The organism is Sphingomonas longa (assembly GCF_016892685.1).
Taxonomy (GTDB): Bacteria; Pseudomonadota; Alphaproteobacteria; order Sphingomonadales; family Sphingomonadaceae; genus Sphingomonas; species Sphingomonas longa.
In genome coordinates this window covers 71559-90594 of record NZ_JAFEMC010000006.1, presented here as the reverse complement: position 1 = coordinate 90594, position 19036 = coordinate 71559, and the positions used below count along the sequence as shown (strand labels likewise).

Here is a 19036-nt window from a genome sequence, read left to right as displayed (position 1 = left end):
CGGCGATCGGCAAGGCGCGCGGCAGGATGTTGCCGGCCGCCGGCAACCGCCTTGCCGGGAGGTGCGCTGGAGATCGCCGGCGAAGCGGGGAAACCGAGGCGCAGGAGGTTTAACCCACGCCTCATCCGTCACTCCAGCGAACGCTGGGGGTCTCGACCGGCTTGTGCGGCGCGGTCTGGAAATAAAACGGGGGAGACGCCAGCTTCCGATGGGGTGGCGGAGTGATGGGTAAGCAGCCGATGGTGTTGCGGGGTGACGATGGGCGAGCGAGGCTTGGGTCCTTTCAACCGAGCCGCCATAAACCGGCACACCCCTTGCATTCACGACCCGCATGGATGTTTCCACCTTCATCGACCCGGCGGCGATGGCGATTGTCGGCGGCGGCACGCTAGCCGCCGTGATCCTGCGCACGCCGGCAGCCGATCTCGCCCGTGCACTCCACGCCCTTCGCGTCTTGCCGCGCCGCCGGTTCTCGGCCGAGCCGCTGCTGCTCCAGATCGGCGCGCTTGCGCGCATCGCGCAGCGGTGCGGCGTCGTCGCGCTCGACCGCACCGTCATCACCGACCGCGATCTGGCCGCCGGCATCGCCGCGATCGTCGACGGCGCGCCAGCGACCGAAGTCGAAATCCTGATCCGCGACGCGCGCCGCACCCGCATCGAACGCCATGTCGTCGCCGCCGATGTCTGGGCGGCCGCGGCCGAAGTCGCCCCGGCGATGGGCATGATCGGCACGCTGGTCGGCCTCGCCAGGATGTTCGCATCGATCGACGACGTATCGGCGATCGGCGGCGGCATGGCCGTCGCGCTGCTCGCCACGCTCTACGGGGCGGTCCTCGCCAACCTCGTGCTCGCACCGGTCGCGGGCCGTCTGCGCGCCGCCGGTCGCCGTGAAGCGTCCGAGCGCCTGCGGATCGAGGCGCCGCTCGTCGCCCTCGCGGCGCGCGAGACACCCGTGCATCAGTTGAGGAGCGCCGCATGAACGACTGGCCCGATACCGCCGCGCCCCGTCCCCTGTGGCTGGTGACGCTGGCCGATCTGGCACTGCTGCTGGTCGGCTTCTTCGTGCTGATCCAGGCGACCCGCGCTCAGCCGAGCGCGCTGGCGCACTCGCTGCGTGCAGGCTTCGCGGCGGATGAGCCGGTGCTGCCGGTCGCAGCCGAGGGCGTGATGGGCTTCGCGCCCGGATCGGCGGTCGTGCCGGACGGCGGTGCCGCGATCAGTGCCTGGGCGCGTGGCGTGCTGGCCGATCCGCGCGTATCGCTGACCGTGACCGGCGCGACCGACGGCACCGCGAACGATGTCGATGCCGCGACTGGCTCGGCCTCGCTCCTGGCCGCCGACCGCGCACGCGCCGTCGCGGCGATCCTCGCTCCGCTCGCGCCACGGCGTATCACCGTGTCCACCGCCAGCGCACGCGCGCGCGGCGTCACCGTTACCCTCGCCTTCACGGGTGACCGCCAGGAAAAGAAGCCATGATCGCTGTCTTGCTGCTCGCCGCCGCGACGCCGTCCTTCCAGAACGTTGCCGCCCTCGACCGGGCCGTCGCCGCCTTCACCGGCCGCGGCATCGGCGACGAAGGCGGCGCACGTGCGGGCATCGACCCGAGGTTACGGCTCCAGACCTGCCCCACCGTCGCGTTGTCGTGGCGTACGGCGGCCCACGACGCGGTCGTTGTCGCCTGTTCCGGCCCCGATTGGCGCCTGTTCGTGCCGGTGCGCACGCCACCGGGCCTCGTCGCCGCACCGCCGCCCACCGCCACGGCGGCGATCACCCGTCCCGCCAAGGTCGATCCGGTGATCCGACGCGGCGATCCGGTCGTGATCGAGGCGGGATCGAACGGATTCGCGATCAGCCGCGAAGGCGTGGCGATGGCCGACGCCGCGCCGGGCGCCCGTTTCATGGTGCGAGTCGACGATGGCAAGGCACCGGTCCAGGCAATGGCGCTTGCGTCGGGTCGCGCGACGCTGCCCGGATGGACCGAATAAAAAACGCTAAAGCCTTGCCGCGAACGGTCGTTTTCCCCGATGTCAGCGAGAACCGGAAGGTGCGGACGTCATGGACTCAATCGGAATCAAGACAGGGAGCATAGCGCGGATCGCGCCGAGCGCACCCGTGCAGGCGGCGAAGGCCGCGACCGAACCCGCGGTCCAGACATCCTCTGCGATCGATACGGCAGCCGTCGCCTCGGCCACGCTGACGAAGTCGATGGCGACCTCGCCGCCGGTGAACACCGAGCGTGTGGCCGAGATCAAGAAGGCGATCGCGACCGGCAAGTTTCCCTTGCTGCCGTCGACCATCGCCGACCGCCTCATCGCGTTGAAGCTGGAGTGGAACTCGAATGCAAAGGCGTGATGCTCTGATTCGGGTAATTGACGCCCTGCATGCGGAGATCGCCGCGCTGAAGTCCAACGATGTCCGCGGTCTTGAACGCGCCACCGCCGACAAGCTGGCCGGGATCGAGGCGATCGCCGTTGCCGGCACCGGCCCCGCCGCGCCCGAGCTGCGTGCGCTGGCCGATGAGGCGAACCGGCTGAACGAGACGTGCCGGATCTATGTGAACCTTATGGCGGCAAATACTCGCCGCCGCCTGCAAACCTTGACCGGCGACAGCTTTGCCGGTCACCGGCCGATGGTGAACGCCTACGCGTAAGGCGGTGGGCGCGCACTGCTCGCCAGCGCCGTCACCCGCCCTTCCCCGCCACCCCGGCGAAAGCTGGGGTTAAGCGGCTCCATCCCTGATCTGACCTCCAAAGACAGGAGACCTCAGCTTTCGCTGCGGTGACGGATGAGCCTTGGGTTCCGGTTAGCAACAAACTGGCACGCCCCTTGCTGTGATGCACTTCGAACAGAGGTGATCCAGCAACCGTGACCGTCAGTCCCATCAACACGAGCCGCATCCAGTCGGCCATCGCGCAGGCGTCGAGTACGACCGGCGTCGATTTCGATTACCTGATGGGGCAGGCCAAGCTGGAAAGCGGCTTCAACGCCAATGCCCGCTCGGGCACCTCCTCCGCGTCCGGCCTGTACCAGTTCATCGAATCGAGCTGGCTAGGCATCGTCAAGAAGCACGGCGCGGAACACGGCATGGGCTGGGCCGCGAACTCGATCGGTCAGACCGCGTCGGGCCGCTACACGGTCGCGCCGGGTGCACGTCAGGCGATCCTGAACCTGCGCAACGATCCAGCCGCCGCCAGCCTGATGGCCGCCGAGCACGCCGCCGACAACAAGGACGCGATCGAGGGTTCGCTGGGCCGGTCCGCGACCGGCACCGACCTGTACATGGCGCATTTTCTGGGGATCGGCGGCGCGACCAAGTTCCTGTCGGCGCGGGAGCGCAATCCGGACGCCAGCGCCGCGGCGCTGTTCCCGTCCGCCGCGCGCGCCAACCGCAGCGTCTTCTACGCCAGCAACGGCAGCCCGCGCTCGCTGGAGCAGGTGTATCAGCGCTTCGCCACCAAGCTGGGCGCAGCGTCCGACACCGTCGACGAGACGCGCAACGCCAACCTGACCTTCGCCGCACAGGCACTGAACATGGGCGACGCCACCGTCGTCACCGGCAACAACGAAAGCGCCGCCGATGCGCTGTCGTGGGCGCAGGGGAAGCTGGAGGGCGCGACGAACAGCGTCCTGCGCCCCACGCCCGATACCGCGCGGCTGGCGTACATGATGCTCAGCCGGATGGGGAACTGAGATGGGCAAATTGCTCGCCAATGCCCGCGGGACGGCGCTGCCGCTCGCGATCCTGCTGCTGGTCGTGGTCATGGTGGTGCCGATCCCGGCGCCGCTGCTCGACGTGTTCTTCATCGCCAACATCGCGATCAGCCTTGCGGTGCTGATGGTCGCGCTGAACGCGCAGAAGCCGCTCGACTTTTCGTCCTTCCCGACCGTGCTGCTGTTCGCGACGCTGTTCCGCCTCGGCCTCAACGTCGCCTCGACCCGCATCGTGCTGGTCCACGGGCATGAGGGCGAGAGCGCGGCGGGCCACGTCATCGAGGCGTTCGGCACGTTCCTGATCGGCGGCGACTATGTCGTCGGCATCTTCGTGTTCGCGATCCTGATGATCATCAACCTGATCGTCGTGACCAAGGGCGCGGGCCGCGTGTCCGAGGTCAGCGCGCGCTTCACCCTAGATGCGTTGCCCGGCAAGCAGATGGCGATCGACGCCGACCTGAACGCCGGCCTCATCACGCCCGATGAAGCCAAGGCGCGCCGCGTCGAAGTCTCGACCGAAGCCGATTTCTACGGTTCGATGGACGGTTCGTCCAAGTTCGTGAAGGGCGACGCCGTCGCCGCGATGCTGATCCTGGCGGCGAACGTCGTCGGCGGCCTGATCCTCGGGCCGGTCAGCCACGGCATGTCGATCGCCGACGCCGCCAAAGGCTATATCCTGCTCGCCATCGGCGACGCGCTGGTCGCGCAGTTGCCGTCGTTGATGCTGTCGATCGCCGCCGCCGCGATCGTGACCCGCGTGTCGTCCGACAAGGATCTCGCCGGCCAGATCGGCGGCCAGTTCGGGTCGCCCCGCACCTGGACCCCCGTCGCGGTCATCCTGGGCCTGCTCGGCCTGCTGCCGGGAATGCCGCACCTCATCATCCTGACCGCTGCCGGTATCGCCGGTTTCGCCGCGTGGAAGCTGCGCCAGATCGCCGCCCGCCCCGCCTTCGTCCCCGCCCCTATCGCCGAGGAAACGCCCGATCCATCGAAGATCGCATGGGACGAGGTCACCGACGCGATGCAGGTCAATCTCGACATCGGCTACGGCCTCGTGCCGCTGGTGGACGAGCGTCGCGGTGCGCCGCTGATGGGCCGGATCACCGGCGTCCGCCGGCAATTGTCGAAGGAGTTGGGCTTCGTCGTGCCGCAATGCCGGGTGCGCGACGACATCAATCTCGCCCCATACACCTATCGCATCATGGTCAACGGCGTCTGCGTCGGCGAGGATCAGGTGTCGCCCGACGAGATGCTGGCGCTCGACACCGGTCAGGCCTTCGGCTCGCTGTCCGGCAAGGCGACCAAGGACCCGACCTTCGGCCTCGACGCCACCTGGATCGCGTCCGGTGACGCCGATGCGGCGACCGGCGCGGGCTATCTGGTGGTCGATCCCGGCACCGTCATGGCGACGCATCTGAACCACGTGCTGGGCGTGCATGCGTCCGAGCTGCTGGGGCCGGACGAGGTCCAGTCGCTGCTCGACGGGCTGAAGGATCGCGCCGGCCAGCTGGTGGCGTCGCTCTGCCCCGCCCCGCTGCCGCTGACGACGCTGACCGCGGTCCTGAAGGGACTGCTGGCCGAGAACATCTCGCTCAAGGAATTCCGCCGCATCGCCGCCGCGCTCGCCACCGCCGCGCAGCGCACCCACGATCCGGAGGAGCTGATGGAGGCGATCCGCCCCGCACTCGGCCCGCTCATCATCCAGAAACTGTGCGGCGTCCGCGAGCCGCTGCGCGTCATGACGCTGGAGGGACAATTGGAAGGTCTGCTGGGACAGGCGATGCGCGCGGATACCGCCCGTCGCCACGTCATCGAACCCGATCTCGGCCGGCGTATCGTCGAGGCGCTGCAGATGGCGGCACAGCCGCTGCTGGCGGAGGCCAAGCCCTTCGCCCTCGTCGTTCAGCCCACGATCCGCATCGCCGTGCGCAAGCTGGTCAAGACCTGTCTTCCCGACACGCCGGTGCTGTCGTTCTTCGAAGTGCCCGAGGAGAAGGCCGTGGAGGTCGTCGCGATCATCGGCGGCGCGCATCAGCCGCAGGCGCTGGCCGCATGAGCGCCGAACCGATGCGCCATGCGTTCGCCGATGCCAGCCCGCTGATGGCCGGCCCGGTCGCGGCCCCCCTCACCTATCGCCCCGGCCAGCGCGCCACCGACCGCGACGCACTGGTGCGGCAGCATCTGCCGCTGGTGCGCAGGCTGGCGTGGCATGTGCACGGATCGATGTCGACGATCGTCGAGGTCGAGGATCTGGTGCAGGTCGGCCTCGTCGCGCTGGTCGAGGCGGCGGCCGGGTTCGAGGATCGCGGGCAGGTCACGTTCAAGCAATATTGCGTCACGCGCGTACGCGGCGCGATGATCGACGAACTGCGGCGTCAGGCGACCACCACGCGCGGCGCGATGAAGCGGAGGCGGCTCTATAGCAACGCGGTCGCGGAGCTGACCCGCGCCACCGGCCGCGCGCCGGACGAGGCGACGCTCGCGATGAAGCTGGACGTGACGGTCGAGCGGCTGCGCACCGACTATGCCACGGCGGAAGCGGTCCGATTCGACTCAATCGACGAAGTCTATGCCGACGACCTGCCCTGGTTCGCCGATAACGGCCCCGACGCGTTCGAGCAGCTGGCCGAAGGCGAGGTGCGCACGCGGCTGATCGCAGCGATCACCGCCCTGCCGGAGCGCGAGGCGCAGGTGATCCAGCTCTACTATATCGAGGAACTCAACCTGGAGGAAATCGGGCAGGTGCTGGGCGTCGGCGCAGCGCGGGTCTGCCAGATCAAGGCGGCGGCACACGCAAGGCTGAAAAAGGCGATGGGACGCAGCTAAACGATTGTTGCGGCACAACATGAAACCGCTGTTACTTTTTTACCTCAGGTCGTTCCGAAACGGGACTAGGCCTTTACGAACAAGATTAACCTTGCTTTAACCTTCGTATCGCGGGCCGGAGAACGGCCCCGCATAACGGGGGTTTAAAGACCATGAAGAAGTACGCACTCGCCGCGGTCGCGGCGCTCGTCGTCGCGCAGCCGGCATCGGCTATTACGATCAACCTGTTCAACACGGGCGGAGTCGAGCAGGGCACGGCTGCCTATAACGGCTTCCGCACCGCGGCGAACTTCTGGGAAAGCGTGCTTCGCAACAACAGCAGCGTGAACCTCAACGTCGGCTTCAGCGCGCTCGGGCCGGGCATTCTGGGTTCCACCGGCAGCACGACGAACGTCGCCTATACCGGCGACGTGCTCCGCGCGCTCGACCGCTCGCGCACCACCGCGCTCGACATGCAGACGTTGCTGCCCAACACCCGCAGCAGCAACTTCGTCGGCGGCGTGGCCGTCGATGCGGTCATCTCCGGCCCGAATGCGAACGGCAACGGCGTGCAACTGCCGTTGACCCGCGTCATCGACAACGATGCCAGCGCCAACAATTCGGCGCTGTCGGCCAACACTTCGCTGATGAAGGCGCTCGGCCTGACGCCGACATACGCCGCGAACAACCCGAACCAGATCGATGGCTCGGTCAGCTTCTCGTCCAGCTTCGCCTTCGACTTCAACGCCAGCGACGGCATCACTGCCGGCAGCTTCGACTTCCTGGCCGTCGCGATCCACGAGATCGGCCACGCGCTCGGCTTTCGGTCGGGCGTCGACGTCTATGACGGCAACACGGGTTTCGGCGGCAACCTGAACGGTTTCGCGATCATGTCGATCTGGGACCTGTTCCGCTACAGCGAGCAGAGCGCATCGGCGGGCGTGCTGGACTGGGCGATCGGCGGCAATCCGTATTTCTCGCTCGATCGCGGCCAGACGATCTACGACGCCAACTCGTACTTCTCCACTGGTCGCGCCAACGGCAACGGCCAGCAGGCGTCGCATTGGCTCGACACGCCGCCATCGCCCGAAATCCTCGGCCTGCTCGATCCGACGCTCGGCCGCGGCCAGATGGGTGCCGTCGAGGCGCTCGATCTCGCCGCCTATGACGCGATGGGCTGGGACGTTCGTCTCGACGTGCTGAGGAACAGGGATGCCTATTTCTCGACCGGCTTCATCCAGTCGGTCGGCGGCAACCTCGCCGTGCCGGAGCCCGCGACGTGGGCGATGATGATCGGCGGCTTCGGGCTGGTCGGTGGCGCTCTCCGCCGTCGCCGCGCGGTGAAGACGACCGTCAGCTTCGCCTGACCGAACGCATGCGCGGCCCGGTGGGTCGCGCGTCGCGCTCCTAAACGGAGAGTCGAAAACGGAAAACCCCGGCGGTCTCGCGACCGTCGGGGTTTTCTTCGCCCTATCGCCAATGCCTGGGGAGGCGGCGAATAGGGCCGATGCCGGCGCCCTGTCAGGCTTGGGGGGCTGGCGCCGGGATCGATCCGACCGTTCGGATTACTGGAGCAGCTTCAGCACGGACTGCTGCGACTGGTTCGCCTGGGCGAGCATCGCGGTCGAAGCCTGGCTGAGGATCTGCGCCTTGGCGAGGGCGGTCGATTCGGCGGAGAAGTCCGCGTCCTCAATCCGGCTCTTGGCATCCATCAGGTTGGTCGACGTGGTGGTCAGGTTGTTGACCGTCGACTGAAGGCGGTTCTGCACCGCACCCAGATCGCCGCGACCGGCGGAGATTTTGTCAAGCGCCGCATCGATCACCGCCATCGCTGCCGAGGCTCCGGTCTGGCTACCAATCGACACCGCCGACGTGCTGCCGACTGTCAGGCCCGCATCGGCCGTGCCCGTGCCGGTGATGTTCAGCGCCGCGCCCGGCTCCGCCGTCAGGGTGACGCGACCGACCGCCGCCGTCGTGACCGAGGCCAAGCTGGCATTGTCGATGCCCTTGGCATCGGACAGGCCGGTGGTCGTGCCGCCGAGCGTGATGTTGGTGCCGTCCTTGGCGGTCAGCTTCAGTCGACCGCTCTCGGTGCTGGCGACGATGTTGCCACCCGAGCCCGACACCTGATTGATCTTGGCGGCCAACGCCTCTGCGTTGCTTTCGGCCGGGCTGAGCGTAACGGACAGGCCGTTGATCGTCAGCGCGCCGGAGCTGGCGACCGCACCAACGGCGACGGTCATCGAGTTTTCTGCCGTCGCCGAGACGCGGGTCGTGCTGCTCTGTGCATTGACCGCCGTGGCGACCAAGCTGGCGTTGGCCGACGCTGCGATGATGTCGGCGCCGCCGTTGATCTGCAAATCGCCTGCACCCAGGGCAGCGGTCACGACTGTGCTCGTCACCTGCGCCTGAAGACCGAGGTCGGCGCTGGTCGCCTTGACCATCTTCATGTCGATCGTCTCGCCGGAGTTGATGCCGGTCTGGAGCTTGATCGTGCTGGCGCTGCCGTCGAGCAGCTTGACACCGTTGAAGGTGGTGGTCTTGCTGACATTGGCGATTTCGCTGGTCAGCTGCGACATCTCGGCCTGCAGGGCGGTGCGATCCGAGTCGCGCAGTGTGCCGGTGGCCGACTGGGTGGCCAGTTCCTTCATACGCTGCAACATCGAGGTGACCTCGCCGAGCGCGCCTTCCGCGGTCTGCGCCAGGCTCATGCCGTCGTTGGCGTTGCGGACGGCCATCGCCATGCTGCGCGCCTGGCTCGCCATGCGGTTCGAGATCGCCAGGCCGGCGGCGTCGTCCTTGGCCGAATTGATACGCTTGCCGGTCGAGAGGCGCTCCATTGCCGTCGACAGCGCGGAGGACGCGCTCATCGAAGCGTTGGCAGCGCGCATTGCCGAGGTGTTGGTCGCGATAACGGTCATCATCTGTCTCCGTTGGTCTACGGCTTCCCCGCCGCCCCCAGAGCGGAGGGCCGAGCCGTCACAGCAAGGAACGACAGGGAAGGCCGCGACTTAAGCGGAAAAAATGAGCGGTCGCGAAATAGCTTTCGGCGGCGGATCGGCACCCTCACGGGTGTGTCCGCGCCCGTAGGATGAACCCCGCGTACGACACGCTCGCGCGCGCCCGGAAAATATCTGCCGCCCCCGGCAAGGTGTTTACTCCGCGTTTACCGAACCGGGCGCAAAGCTTCAGCATTCCAGGGGGTATTCAGCCTTGCGTTCGATTTTTCCGTCTGCCGCCGTCACCCAGACCCGCTACGCGCTGCTGTCGTCGTTGCGCGCGCAGGGGCTCGGTATCGGCTCGTTCGAAACCGGCCAGCCCTTGCCGGGCGACCTGTTCATGGTCTGCGCCGGGGAGGCCGCTCCGGCTCCCGCGCGCACCGTGATCCTCGCCGAGCCGACACCGGGCGAAGGTCCGTCCGTGGTGCCGGGTCGCGACGGTGCGCCGCACCGCGTGACCTTCGACGCCAACGATGCCGCGGTGGGTTCCGCGATGGTCCGCGCGCTGGTCGGCGGGCCGGAGATGCCGACCGCCGCCGATCCGGAGACGCTGGCGCTGTTCGCGCTGGCCGAACGGGTGGCGCAGGCGGACATCACCGTCCTCATCAACGGCCCCACCGGCACCGGCAAGGAAGTGCTGGCACGCGCGATCCATATGGGATCGACCCGCGCCGCCAAGCCCTTCATTGCGATCAACTGCGCAGCCCTGCCCGAATCGATGCTGGAAGCGTTGCTGTTCGGTCACCAGAAGGGCGCGTTCACCGGCGCGTCTTCGGGTGGCGAGGGCTTTTTCCGCGCGGCGGAGGGCGGCACGATCCTGCTCGACGAGATCGCGGAGATGCCGCTGTCGCTTCAGGCGAAGCTGCTGCGCGTGTTGCAGGAGCGCGAGGTGGTGCCGATCGGCGCCTCCGTGCCGCAGCCGATCGACGTGCGCGTCGTCGCCTGCGCCAACCGCGACCTCCAGTCCGAAGTCGCCGCAGGCCGCTTCCGCGCCGATCTCTATTACCGCCTCGCCGTCTTCCCGCTGACGACGCGCTCGCTCGCCGACCGGCCGCAGGATATCCCGGCGCTCGCCGCGACGATGATCCTGCGCCATGCCGGCACCCGCGCCGTGGTGCCGTGGCCGACGCACCGCGCGATCGAGGCGCTGGTCCAGCACGACTGGCCAGGCAATGTCCGCGAGCTGGAGAATGTGATCCAGCGCGCGCTGCTCTTCGCCGGCGGTGCCACGATCGAGGCCGAGCATATCGTGTTCGACCGCCGCGTCGCCTTCACCTTCCAGCCCGCGTCCGCCCCCGTGCAGGCGGCGGCTCCGGTCGAGGCGACGTCACCCTCCACCTTGGGCAACGTCGTGCAGATGAGCGAGTTCGCGGCGATCCGCGAGACGCTGAAGGCGTGCGGCGGCAGCAGGATCGAGACGGCGAAGCGGCTCGGCATTTCCGAACGGACGCTGCGCTATCGCCTCGCCAAGGCGCGCGAACAGGGTGAGGATCTCGCCCGGGTGGCCAACTCGTGAGCGTCGGTCCAGTCGGCGGTGTCGGCGGCATCGACCGCGTGATGCAGCTTCGCGCCCAGATCCTCGAACGCAATCAGGCGCTCGCCCGCGCCAGCGCCGCGCCGGCTCCCACTGCCGCGACGGAGGCGAAGCCGACCAGCTTCGCCGACACGCTGGAAGGTGCGCTGAAGAGCGTCAACGACAGCCAGAACGAGGCCGCCAAGCTCTCCGAAAGCTACGAGCGCGGCGAGACGGTCGACATCGCCAAGGTGATGCTCGCCCGCCAGCAGGCCAGCGTCGGCTTCGAAGCCACGCTGCAGGTCCGAAACAAACTGCTGTCCGCCTACAAGGACATCATGAGCATGCCGGTCTAAGCCATGAGCACCGCCCTCACCACCACCTCCGCCGGCGGCCCCGAACGGTTCGCCAATCCCCTCCGCCAGATCCAGGGCGTCATGGCGCAGCCGGCCGTGCGCCGGACCGCGCCGATGGCGCTGATGGTCGGCCTGATCGGTGCCGCCGCGCTGGCATGGACCAGCCTGTCGACGCCGCCGCAGAAGACCTTGTTCTCCGGTCTCGCCGATGCGGACAAGGCCGCGGTCGTGCAGAGTCTGGAACAGGCGAGCATCACCGCGCATGTCGACGACGGCACCGGCGCGATCACCGTCGACGAAGACGCGTACAGCAAGGCGCGGATGCTGCTGGCGTCGCAGGGCCTGCCCAAGGCGGCACCCGGCGGCTACGCGATCCTCGACCAGTTGCCGATGGGCGTCAGCCGCGCCGTTGAGGGCGAGCGGCTGCGTCAGGCCCGCGAGACCGAGCTGGCGCGGTCGATCCAGGACATCGACGCCGTCGCCGAGGCGCGCGTGCATCTCGCGACACCCGAGGCATCGGTATTCGTCCGCGACAAGGCGGAGCCGACCGCGTCGGTGATCGTCAAGCTCAACGCCGGCCGCTCGCTGTCCGACGCGCAGGTGTCGTCAATCATCAACCTCGTTGCCTCGTCGGTGCCGGGGATGAAGCCCGATTCGGTGACGATCGTCGATCAGGCGGGCGCGCTTCTGACCAAGCCGGGCGGGCGCGACGCGCTCGGCGCGGCGGGCGACGAGCGCCTCGACGTGCAGAACCGGGTCGAGGACAAATACCGCCAGCAACTGACGCAGTTGCTGACGCCGCTGCTCGGCGCGGGCAATTTCAGCGCCGAGGTGCAGGCCGACGTCAATCTCGACGAGACGCAGGCGACGCGCGAAAGCTACGAGAAGCAGGGCGCGTTGCGGGCTGAAACCGGCAACTGGACGGGCAATCAGGCGTCCGGCGGGCAGGCGCCCGGCGGCATTCCCGGCGCACTGTCGAATACGCCGCCGCCCGCCTCGACCTTGCAGGTCCCGACGCCTGCGGTCGGCGCGAGTGGTGGACCGCAGCCGGTTGCCGGCGGTCCCGCCCCGGACGCCGCGAAACAGTCGGACAGCTACCAGCGCGCCTATGATCTGGGCCGCGAAGTCTCCGTCACGCGCGCTGCGCCGGGATCGATCAAGCGCCTGTCGGTCGCCGTCGTTCTGCGCGAGCCCGACAAGGGTCGGCGGACCGCGATGGAGATCACGCAGATCACCGATCTGGTGAAGAGCGCCGTTGGCTATGATGCCAATCGTCAGGATCAGGTCACCGTCATCAGCAAGAAGTTCGCCGGCTCGACCGACGCGGTCGTAGCTCCCGCGTGGTACGACAACGCGTGGCTGCCGATGGTGGCGCGCAACCTGACCGCCGTCGTCATCGTGCTGCTGGTGCTGCTGCTCGGCGTCCGCCCGCTCGCCAAGTCGCTGATGAAGAAGCGCGACGATGCGATGCCGGGTGCGGCGCAGGCCGGCGCCCCGCTTGGTGCCCTCGGCGCGGGCGTGACCACGGTCGGTCCGGACGGCGTGCCGGTCGTCACCGCCCCCGTCAGCCTCGACCAGATGGAGAATTCACGCGGTTATGACGAGCGGATCGGTGCGGTGCGCGGCTTCACGCGGGACAATCCCGCCCGCGCTGCATTGGCCGTGCGCGACATGATCAAGGCGGACGCGAAGTGAGCGAAGCCGCCGCCGGGGCACCACCCCGCAGCTATACCGGAATCGAACGCGCCGCCGTACTGATGATGATCGTCGGCGAGGAAGAGGCCGCAGCGATCCTTCAAAAACTGGAGCCCGACGAGGTTCGCCAGCTGGGCAGCGCGATGTTCGCCGTCGCCGACGTGTCCGAGGAGGAGGTCGAGCATGTCCTCGACGATTTCGTCGGCCGCGCCCGCGACCGGACCGGCATCACCTTCGATCCGGGTCCGCAGATCGAGGCGGTGATGAACCGTGCGCTCGGCCCCGAGAAGGCGGAGAGCGTGCTGGCGCGCATCACGCCGCCCGAGGCGGCGTGCGAGTTGGAACTGCTCGACTGGATGGAGCCGAACGAGATCGCGTCGATGATCGAGAAGGAGCATCCGCAGATCGCCGCCGTCGTCATCGCCAATCTCGATCCTGCGATCGGTGGTCAGGTACTGGAGCTGATGCCGGAGGTGGCCCAGCCCGACATCCTGCACCGCATCGCCAAGCTGGGCCCGATCACGCCCGATGCGGTCGAGACGCTGAAGGACGTGTTGTCGCGGCGGACCGGCGGCAGCAGCTCGACCGTGATGCTGGGCGGCGCACGCGAGGCGGCGAAGATCCTGTCGGGCGCGCGCAAGGCGACCGAGCAGCGGGTCATGCCCAAGCTGTTCAAGATCGACCGCGATGTCGCCAAGCAGATCGAGGAGGCGCTGTTCGTCTTCGACAACCTGCTGGAGATGGACGACAAGAACCTGGCGACGCTGATCCGCAACGTCGACGGCGAAGTGCTGGTCAAGTCGCTGAAGGGCGTGGACGAGGCGATCCGGGCACGCTTCCTGGGCTGCATGTCGGCCCGCGCCGCGGACGGTATCCGCGACGAGATGGAATCGCGCGGCCCGATGAAGCTGGCCGAGGTGCTGGAGGCGCAGAAGGCAATGATCGCCGTCGCCCGCACGCTGGCCAAGGACGGCACGATCATGATGGGCGCAGGCGAGGACGACTATGTCTGACTTTCAGCCTTCCGGCGGCTTCGTCGCGGGGTTCGCCGCGCGCCACGAAGTTGCAGCCGGCCTGTTGCAGGCAGCCTTCTCCCCGCCGGGGGGCTTCGCGCCGTCCGACCCGCGCGACCGGATCGCGACGGCGAGCGGAGGGATGCCGCGCCACTTCTCGCCCGCCAATCCGGGCAGCAACCCCACCGCGGGCTGGAACCCGCTCGATGCATGCGCACCCGCTGCGGAGCAGCCGCTCGTCGACCCCGTCGCCGCCGCGCGGGCGGAAGGCTATGCAGAGGGGCTGGCCGACGCCACGGCGCTGGCGGGGGCCGAGCGCGACCGCGATGCGGCGTTGATCCAGGGCATCGCCGGGCAACTTTCCACAGATCGTATCGACCGCACCGTGATCGCCGCGCAGCTTCGCCAGACCGTCATGCTGCTCGTCACCCGCGTCGTCGGTGATGTCGGCGTCGCCGCCGATCGCCTGAGTGCGCGGGTCGAGGTCGCCGCCAGGATGCTGGCCGATGCGCAAGAGTCCGCGATGCTGCGCGTCCACCCGGACGATGTCGCACTGCTGGAGGGGCGCCTGCCCGCGACCATCTTCGCGGTCGGGGACGCGCATGTCGCACGCGGCAGCTTCGTCCTCGAAAGCGCCTCGACGATGGTCGAGGACGGACCCGGTCTGTGGCTGGAGCAATTGACCGACGCGATCGATCGCGTGCCGCTCCCGCAGGGTGCCGTCGCATGCTGAACCGCTTCGCCGCCGATTACCTCGACACGCTCGCCAATGCCGATTTCCGCCCCACCGCCAAGGTGTCGGGCCGGCTGATGTCGTGCGACGGCCTGTTGATGGAGGCGGTCGGGCTGTCGTTGCCGGTCGGCACCGTCTGTATGGTCGGCGACACGGTGGAGGCGGAAGTCATCGGCTTTCGCGGCGAGCGTACGCTGCTGATGAATCTGGGCGGCCCCGCGCCGCTATTGCCGAAGGCGCTGGTGCGGCCGCTCGGTGCGGCCGGCGAGGCGGAGGTCGGCGACGCGATGCTGGGCCGCGTGGTCGATGGCGCTGGCAAGCCGATCGACGGGCTGGGCCCGATCCGCGGCGCGCAGACCTGGCCGCTGGCGGGCAAGTTGCAGGGACCGCTGGACCGTGGCCGCGTGCTGGAGCCGCTCGATGTCGGCGTCCGCGCGATCAACGGGTTGCTGACGGTCGGCAAGGGCCAGCGCATCGGCATCATGGCCGGCTCCGGTGTCGGCAAGTCGGTGCTGCTCGGCATGATGGTCCGCGCCGCCAAGGCCGACGTGATCGTCATCGGGCTGATCGGCGAGCGTAGCCGCGAGGTTGCCGACTTCCTCGATACCAAGGTCGCGGGTGAGGCGCGCAAGCGTTCGGTCGTCGTTGCTGTACCCGCCAACCACTCGCCGGTGCTGCGAATCCGCGGCGCGCTGCGCACGCATGCCATCGCGGAGTATTTTCGCGCGCAGGGCAAGAACGTGCTGCTCATCATGGATTCGCTGACCCGCGTCGCCCATGCCGGTCGCGAGATCGGGCTGGCGCTCGGCGAGCCGGCGTCAGCACGCGGCTATCCCCCCTCCGCAATCGCGATGCTGCCGAATTTGATCGAGCGCGCCGGCACCGACGCGCACGGAACGGGCGCGATCACCGCGATCTATACCGTGCTGGCGGACGGCGACGACGGCAACGATCCGGTCGTCGACTCCGCGCGATCGATCCTCGACGGGCATATCGTGCTCAGCCGTGCGCTGGCGGAGCGCGGCGTCTATCCCGCGATCAACGTCGGCCCCTCGGTCAGCCGCGTGATGACCGACATCGCCGGGCACGACCACCTCGCCGCCGCGCGCGTGCTGCGCCGGCATCTGGCGACCTATGAAGAGAACCGCGATCTGGTGCTGATGGGCGCATACCGGGCCGGCACCGATCCGGCGATCGACGCCGCCATCGCCTACCACCCCGCCGTCACCGACTATATCCGGCAGGACCCGGAGGAGACGGTGTCGCTGGGCGACGCCGCCGCCGAACTGGTCGGCGTGTTCGGCACCCCGTGAGCCCTGACGCATGAGCGCCGACAAGTCGAAGATGCTGGCGCGGCTGCACCGGGTCCGCACGCTCCAGCTCGGTCTGGCGCGCGCGGACGAGGTCCGGCATGCAGAAGCGCTCGCGAGCGAGCATCAACTGACGCAGCGTATCTCCGCGCTGGTCGACGCGGTCGCCCCGACGACGCAAGCGACGGGCGCGCACAGCCTGTCCGCCGCCGCCTATTACCGCGAGCGCCTGCAAAAGACCGCCGACGCCGCCTTTACGCGCGTCGAGATGGCCGAGCGCCGCGCCGATGCCGCGACGGAGGCCACGCGCGCTGCCAAGCGAGATCAGAGCGCCGTCGAGAAGCTGATGGAGCGCGCGCGCCAAGCCGCCACGATGAAGGAAATGCGCGCGCTGGAAGACGCGCCGGGCATCCCGCGGGGAAAACGGCACGGTCCTTGCTGATCGGGTCCTGAAAAGTCCGGGACACTGCCACGTCATGATCCAGTCCACTGCCGCCACGCTCCGCCTCGCCGTTTTGCCGGGCGCTGCCGCTCCCGGTGCGCCGGTCGCGGTGAACGGGGGCGGTGTGTTCACGCTGCCGGGCATCGACGTGGCCGGCGACGTGACGCCCGGCGCGTCGATGCCGAACCTCCCCGCAATGATGGTCGCCGGATCGGCCGACGATCGGCAGCCGAATGCCGCGACCGGCAAGGGCTTGCCGATGCCGGGCGTATCGCCGGCACTGCCGCCCGCGGGCGACGCTTCGCCCCGCGAGAGCCTGCCCGTGGCCCTGACCTCGTCGATGCCGCAGCCCGCACCGGACGCAGCAGACGACGAACCCATCTCGTGCGGGCTGATCATCGACAAGCCGCTGGGTTTGAAGCCGGTTGCGCCAGGCGATCCGCGACCGGTGCTGATGCCGACACCGAAGGTCCCGCTGCCCGTCAAGGCTCCGCGATCGGACACGCCGCCCGCGCCAGCGCCGGTAAACCCTGCCTCCCCACCGGTCGCCGGTGCTCCCGCCGTTGCGCCTGTCATCTTGACGCCGCCGACCGCCGTACCGATCGACGCTCCGACCGCAGCCCCGCAGCCTCAGGCGGATACGCCAGCGATTCTGCCCGACATTCTCACGCCACCGCTCATGCCGCCGGCGAGTGGCAAGCCGTTCGTGCCGCCCACCATCCTCACTCCGCCCGTCCCCGCGCCGCGGCCCACCGTCGCGGAGGAATTCCCGCTGCCGGTCGAGATCATCTATGTCGATGTCGACATGCCGGTGAAACAGGTGGCGGACGGCCCTCCGGTCGCGGCCGCTGCTGTCGTGGCGGCGCATACGCCGCCGCCGTCGAAGCCCGGCACGCCGCCTGTCGATGCCGACTCCGGGGGACCGACCGAATCGCCACCGAGCGACCCGGCGCCCGTCGGTGCCGACATCGCCGCGCCGATCGTATCGTCCGCCCCCGTCTTGCCGACCCTGACACCGACGCCGACGCCGACCCCGACGGACGTGTCGCCAGCGACCCTGCCCGTCACCGAGGTTGCGCCGCCTTTGGCGTCGGCCAGCGCGCCGGTCGGCGTGTCGAGCCACGTGGGCGTCAAGAAGGACAGGGCAGCGACCGCGCAGCTGCGGCCCGCCCGGACGCCTGTGCCCACGTCCGACCCCGTCGTGGCCAAGCCACCAGCGCCCGAGCAGATATCCGTCGCTCTCGACGCATCACCGACGATGACGCTCCCGCGATCGCTTCCGATCGTGGAACATGCGCCGGTAGACGCAGCACCGGTGCCGGTCGACGCGGCGAAACCGAGCACGGTTGCGGCACCTGCCGAGAATGCCGTGAATCCCGCCACGTCCGAAGCCCACATGCTACCCGTCTCGCCGCCGATCGTCGCACTGGCGGCGGCAGTCCCGATCGCCGGCGCCCTGGTCCAGCAGCCTGCACCAAAGGCGCCCGCCGGTGTCGCACCGGCGCCGCCGCGCGACGAGGTCGCAGAAATGGCGGCTGCGATGAACGCCACGATCACCGCGCCTGCACCAGTCACCGTCGCCACATCGCACCCGGACCCCGTCGGAGCGCGCGATGGGGCACCGGTCCTCGCAACACCGCCCGCATTTTCGGCTACGCCGGCACCGACGCCGGTGGCCTCGCCGCCTCCGACCCTGCCGATCACCACCGGGGCCGCGTCCCCGATCACGCCGGCTGCGGCCACTCCTCCGCTCGTCACCACACCCGTGACGGTAGCAGAGGTACCGGTCGCCGCTCGTACCATCGACAAGCCTGCGATCGAGACCCGCGCCGACGCCGTGCGGCCGGCTTCAGCCCCCGATCTGTCGCCCGCGCCGGTCGGCACCACAGCCGCCGCCGGCATCGTCTTCGGTGCCGCCAAGCTGGCGGCGCAGCGCAGCGAGCGCGAGGATCGCACCCTGACGCTCGGCAGCGAGGCGCTGGCGGCGACGACCGCGCCGGCCGAGCGGCTGGCGGTGGCCGCGACTCAGGGGGGCAACCAGCCCAGCCTAAACATGACGGACCAGCGATGGCCGCATGCGATGGTCGCGCATATCGAGGCGTTGCGCGATGCCGTCGCGGATGCCGCGAACGCCGCCGACACCCGCATCCGGCTGGTGCCCGACGCGCTCGGCGGGATCGACATCGGCGTGCGGCAGGACGGCGACACGCTGCACGTCCATTTCGCCGCCGATCAGCCGCAGACGCGCGCCTTGCTTCAGGAGGCGCAGCCGCGACTTGCGGAAGCCGCGGAAGCGCGCGGCCTGAAGCTGGGGCAGACCTCCGTCGGTACCGATGCGGGGCACAGCCAGCAGCGCCAGCAGCAACAGCCCCACCAATCCGCCGCCCAGCCGGTGCGCCGGAACAGTTTCACCGCGACGACCAGTGCCGACGAAACCGGCGACGGCCGCATCGCATAAT

At 69.0% G+C, this 19036-nt stretch carries 16 protein-coding genes and 4 pseudogenes; 18 read left to right on the top strand and 2 right to left on the bottom strand.

From position 1 onward, the window contains the following. Positions 1–331 precede the first annotated feature (331 nt). The 10 genes and pseudogenes from ILT43_RS17310 to ILT43_RS19935 form a co-directional block, all read left to right on the top strand. Positions 332–979: a motility protein A gene (locus tag ILT43_RS17310; protein WP_204200238.1), complete on the top strand. Its 648-nt coding sequence runs from the start codon at positions 332–334 to the stop codon at positions 977–979. Continuing rightward, positions 976–1476, top strand: a complete 501-nt coding sequence (locus ILT43_RS17305; protein WP_204200237.1) for a hypothetical protein — start codon at positions 976–978, stop codon at positions 1474–1476. Before ILT43_RS17310 ends, ILT43_RS17305 begins: the two co-directional genes overlap by 4 nt. Beyond that, positions 1473–1985 (top strand): flagella basal body P-ring formation protein FlgA, encoded by a 513-nt coding sequence (locus ILT43_RS17300; protein WP_204200236.1) that lies wholly within the window; start codon positions 1473–1475, stop codon positions 1983–1985. The genes ILT43_RS17305 and ILT43_RS17300 overlap by 4 nt, the downstream gene beginning before the upstream one ends. A 70-nt stretch (positions 1986–2055) precedes the next feature. Continuing rightward, the gene (gene flgM, locus ILT43_RS17295; protein ID WP_204200235.1) at positions 2056–2352 is read left to right on the top strand and encodes a flagellar biosynthesis anti-sigma factor FlgM; all 297 of its coding nucleotides are present in this window, start codon (positions 2056–2058) and stop codon (positions 2350–2352) included. Next, positions 2339–2650 (top strand): hypothetical protein, encoded by a 312-nt coding sequence (locus tag ILT43_RS17290; protein WP_204200234.1) that lies wholly within the window; start codon positions 2339–2341, stop codon positions 2648–2650. The genes flgM and ILT43_RS17290 overlap by 14 nt, the downstream gene beginning before the upstream one ends. Positions 2651–2865: 215 nt before the next feature. Then, on the top strand, positions 2866–3690 hold the full coding sequence (locus ILT43_RS17285; RefSeq protein WP_204200233.1) for a transglycosylase SLT domain-containing protein: 825 nt from the start codon (positions 2866–2868) through the stop codon (positions 3688–3690). A 1-nt stretch (position 3691) separates the two neighbouring features. After that, complete coding sequence (gene flhA, locus ILT43_RS17280) at positions 3692–5767, top strand: flagellar biosynthesis protein FlhA (RefSeq protein ID WP_204200232.1); 2076 nt, start codon at positions 3692–3694, stop codon at positions 5765–5767. Continuing rightward, positions 5764–6537, top strand: a complete 774-nt coding sequence (locus tag ILT43_RS17275; RefSeq protein ID WP_204200231.1) for a sigma-70 family RNA polymerase sigma factor — start codon at positions 5764–5766, stop codon at positions 6535–6537. Before flhA ends, ILT43_RS17275 begins: the two co-directional genes overlap by 4 nt. 152 nt (positions 6538–6689) lie before the next feature. Next, positions 6690–7688: pseudogene (locus ILT43_RS17270) on the top strand (NF038122 family metalloprotease); the annotation flags it as partial. Positions 7689–7775: 87 nt separating this feature from the next. Continuing rightward, positions 7776–7883: pseudogene (locus tag ILT43_RS19935) on the top strand (PEPxxWA-CTERM sorting domain-containing protein); the annotation flags it as partial. 198 nt (positions 7884–8081) lie between these two features. On the opposite strand, the pseudogene ILT43_RS19930 reads toward ILT43_RS19935, so the two are convergent. Together ILT43_RS19930 and ILT43_RS19925 are read right to left on the bottom strand one after the other, a co-directional pair. Next, positions 8082–8351, bottom strand: a pseudogene (locus ILT43_RS19930) (flagellin); the annotation flags it as partial. 678 nt (positions 8352–9029) lie between these two features. Then, positions 9030–9437 (bottom strand): annotated as a pseudogene (locus ILT43_RS19925) (flagellin N-terminal helical domain-containing protein); the annotation flags it as partial. A 292-nt stretch (positions 9438–9729) separates the two neighbouring features. On the opposite strand from ILT43_RS19925, the gene ILT43_RS17260 reads away from it, so the two are divergent. The 8 genes from ILT43_RS17260 to ILT43_RS17225 are packed head-to-tail and all read left to right on the top strand — an operon-like array spanning position 9730 to position 19035. After that, positions 9730–11031, top strand: a complete 1302-nt coding sequence (locus tag ILT43_RS17260; protein ID WP_204200228.1) for a sigma-54 interaction domain-containing protein — start codon at positions 9730–9732, stop codon at positions 11029–11031. Between the two features lie 41 nt (positions 11032–11072). Next, positions 11073–11384: a flagellar hook-basal body complex protein FliE gene (fliE, locus tag ILT43_RS17255; protein ID WP_239475013.1), complete on the top strand. Its 312-nt coding sequence runs from the start codon at positions 11073–11075 to the stop codon at positions 11382–11384. 3 nt (positions 11385–11387) lie between these two features. After that, the gene (fliF, locus tag ILT43_RS17250; RefSeq protein ID WP_204200226.1) at positions 11388–13079 is read left to right on the top strand and encodes a flagellar basal-body MS-ring/collar protein FliF; all 1692 of its coding nucleotides are present in this window, start codon (positions 11388–11390) and stop codon (positions 13077–13079) included. Further along, positions 13076–14092: a flagellar motor switch protein FliG gene (gene fliG / locus ILT43_RS17245; RefSeq protein WP_204200225.1), complete on the top strand. Its 1017-nt coding sequence runs from the start codon at positions 13076–13078 to the stop codon at positions 14090–14092. The genes fliF and fliG overlap by 4 nt, the downstream gene beginning before the upstream one ends. Then, positions 14085–14825, top strand: a complete 741-nt coding sequence (locus tag ILT43_RS17240) for a FliH/SctL family protein (protein ID WP_204200224.1) — start codon at positions 14085–14087, stop codon at positions 14823–14825. Before fliG ends, ILT43_RS17240 begins: the two co-directional genes overlap by 8 nt. Then, positions 14819–16138, top strand: coding sequence for a FliI/YscN family ATPase (locus ILT43_RS17235; RefSeq protein ID WP_204200223.1), 1320 nt, complete (start codon positions 14819–14821; stop codon positions 16136–16138). The genes ILT43_RS17240 and ILT43_RS17235 overlap by 7 nt, the downstream gene beginning before the upstream one ends. A gap of 10 nt (positions 16139–16148) precedes the next feature. Next, positions 16149–16577 carry a hypothetical protein gene (locus tag ILT43_RS17230; RefSeq protein ID WP_204200222.1) on the top strand — a complete coding sequence of 143 codons (429 nt, stop codon included), beginning with the start codon at positions 16149–16151 and terminating at the stop codon, positions 16575–16577. Between the two features lie 34 nt (positions 16578–16611). Then, on the top strand, positions 16612–19035 hold the full coding sequence (locus ILT43_RS17225; RefSeq protein WP_204200221.1) for a flagellar hook-length control protein FliK: 2424 nt from the start codon (positions 16612–16614) through the stop codon (positions 19033–19035). Position 19036 lies beyond the last annotated feature (1 nt).

Coding starts and splice junctions, on each gene's coding strand:
- ILT43_RS17310 (WP_204200238.1), top strand. CDS start 332: ATGGATGTTTCCACCTTCATCGACCCGGCGGCGATGGCGATTGTCGGC.
- ILT43_RS17305 (WP_204200237.1), top strand. CDS start 976: ATGAACGACTGGCCCGATACCGCCGCGCCCCGTCCCCTGTGGCTGGTG.
- ILT43_RS17300 (WP_204200236.1), top strand. CDS start 1,473: ATGATCGCTGTCTTGCTGCTCGCCGCCGCGACGCCGTCCTTCCAGAAC.
- flgM (WP_204200235.1), top strand. CDS start 2,056: ATGGACTCAATCGGAATCAAGACAGGGAGCATAGCGCGGATCGCGCCG.
- ILT43_RS17290 (WP_204200234.1), top strand. CDS start 2,339: ATGCAAAGGCGTGATGCTCTGATTCGGGTAATTGACGCCCTGCATGCG.
- flhA (WP_204200232.1), top strand. CDS start 3,692: ATGGGCAAATTGCTCGCCAATGCCCGCGGGACGGCGCTGCCGCTCGCG.
- ILT43_RS17275 (WP_204200231.1), top strand. CDS start 5,764: ATGAGCGCCGAACCGATGCGCCATGCGTTCGCCGATGCCAGCCCGCTG.
- fliE (WP_239475013.1), top strand. CDS start 11,073: ATGCAGCTTCGCGCCCAGATCCTCGAACGCAATCAGGCGCTCGCCCGC.
- fliF (WP_204200226.1), top strand. CDS start 11,388: ATGAGCACCGCCCTCACCACCACCTCCGCCGGCGGCCCCGAACGGTTC.
- ILT43_RS17240 (WP_204200224.1), top strand. CDS start 14,085: ATGTCTGACTTTCAGCCTTCCGGCGGCTTCGTCGCGGGGTTCGCCGCG.
- ILT43_RS17235 (WP_204200223.1), top strand. CDS start 14,819: ATGCTGAACCGCTTCGCCGCCGATTACCTCGACACGCTCGCCAATGCC.
- ILT43_RS17230 (WP_204200222.1), top strand. CDS start 16,149: ATGAGCGCCGACAAGTCGAAGATGCTGGCGCGGCTGCACCGGGTCCGC.
- ILT43_RS17225 (WP_204200221.1), top strand. CDS start 16,612: ATGATCCAGTCCACTGCCGCCACGCTCCGCCTCGCCGTTTTGCCGGGC.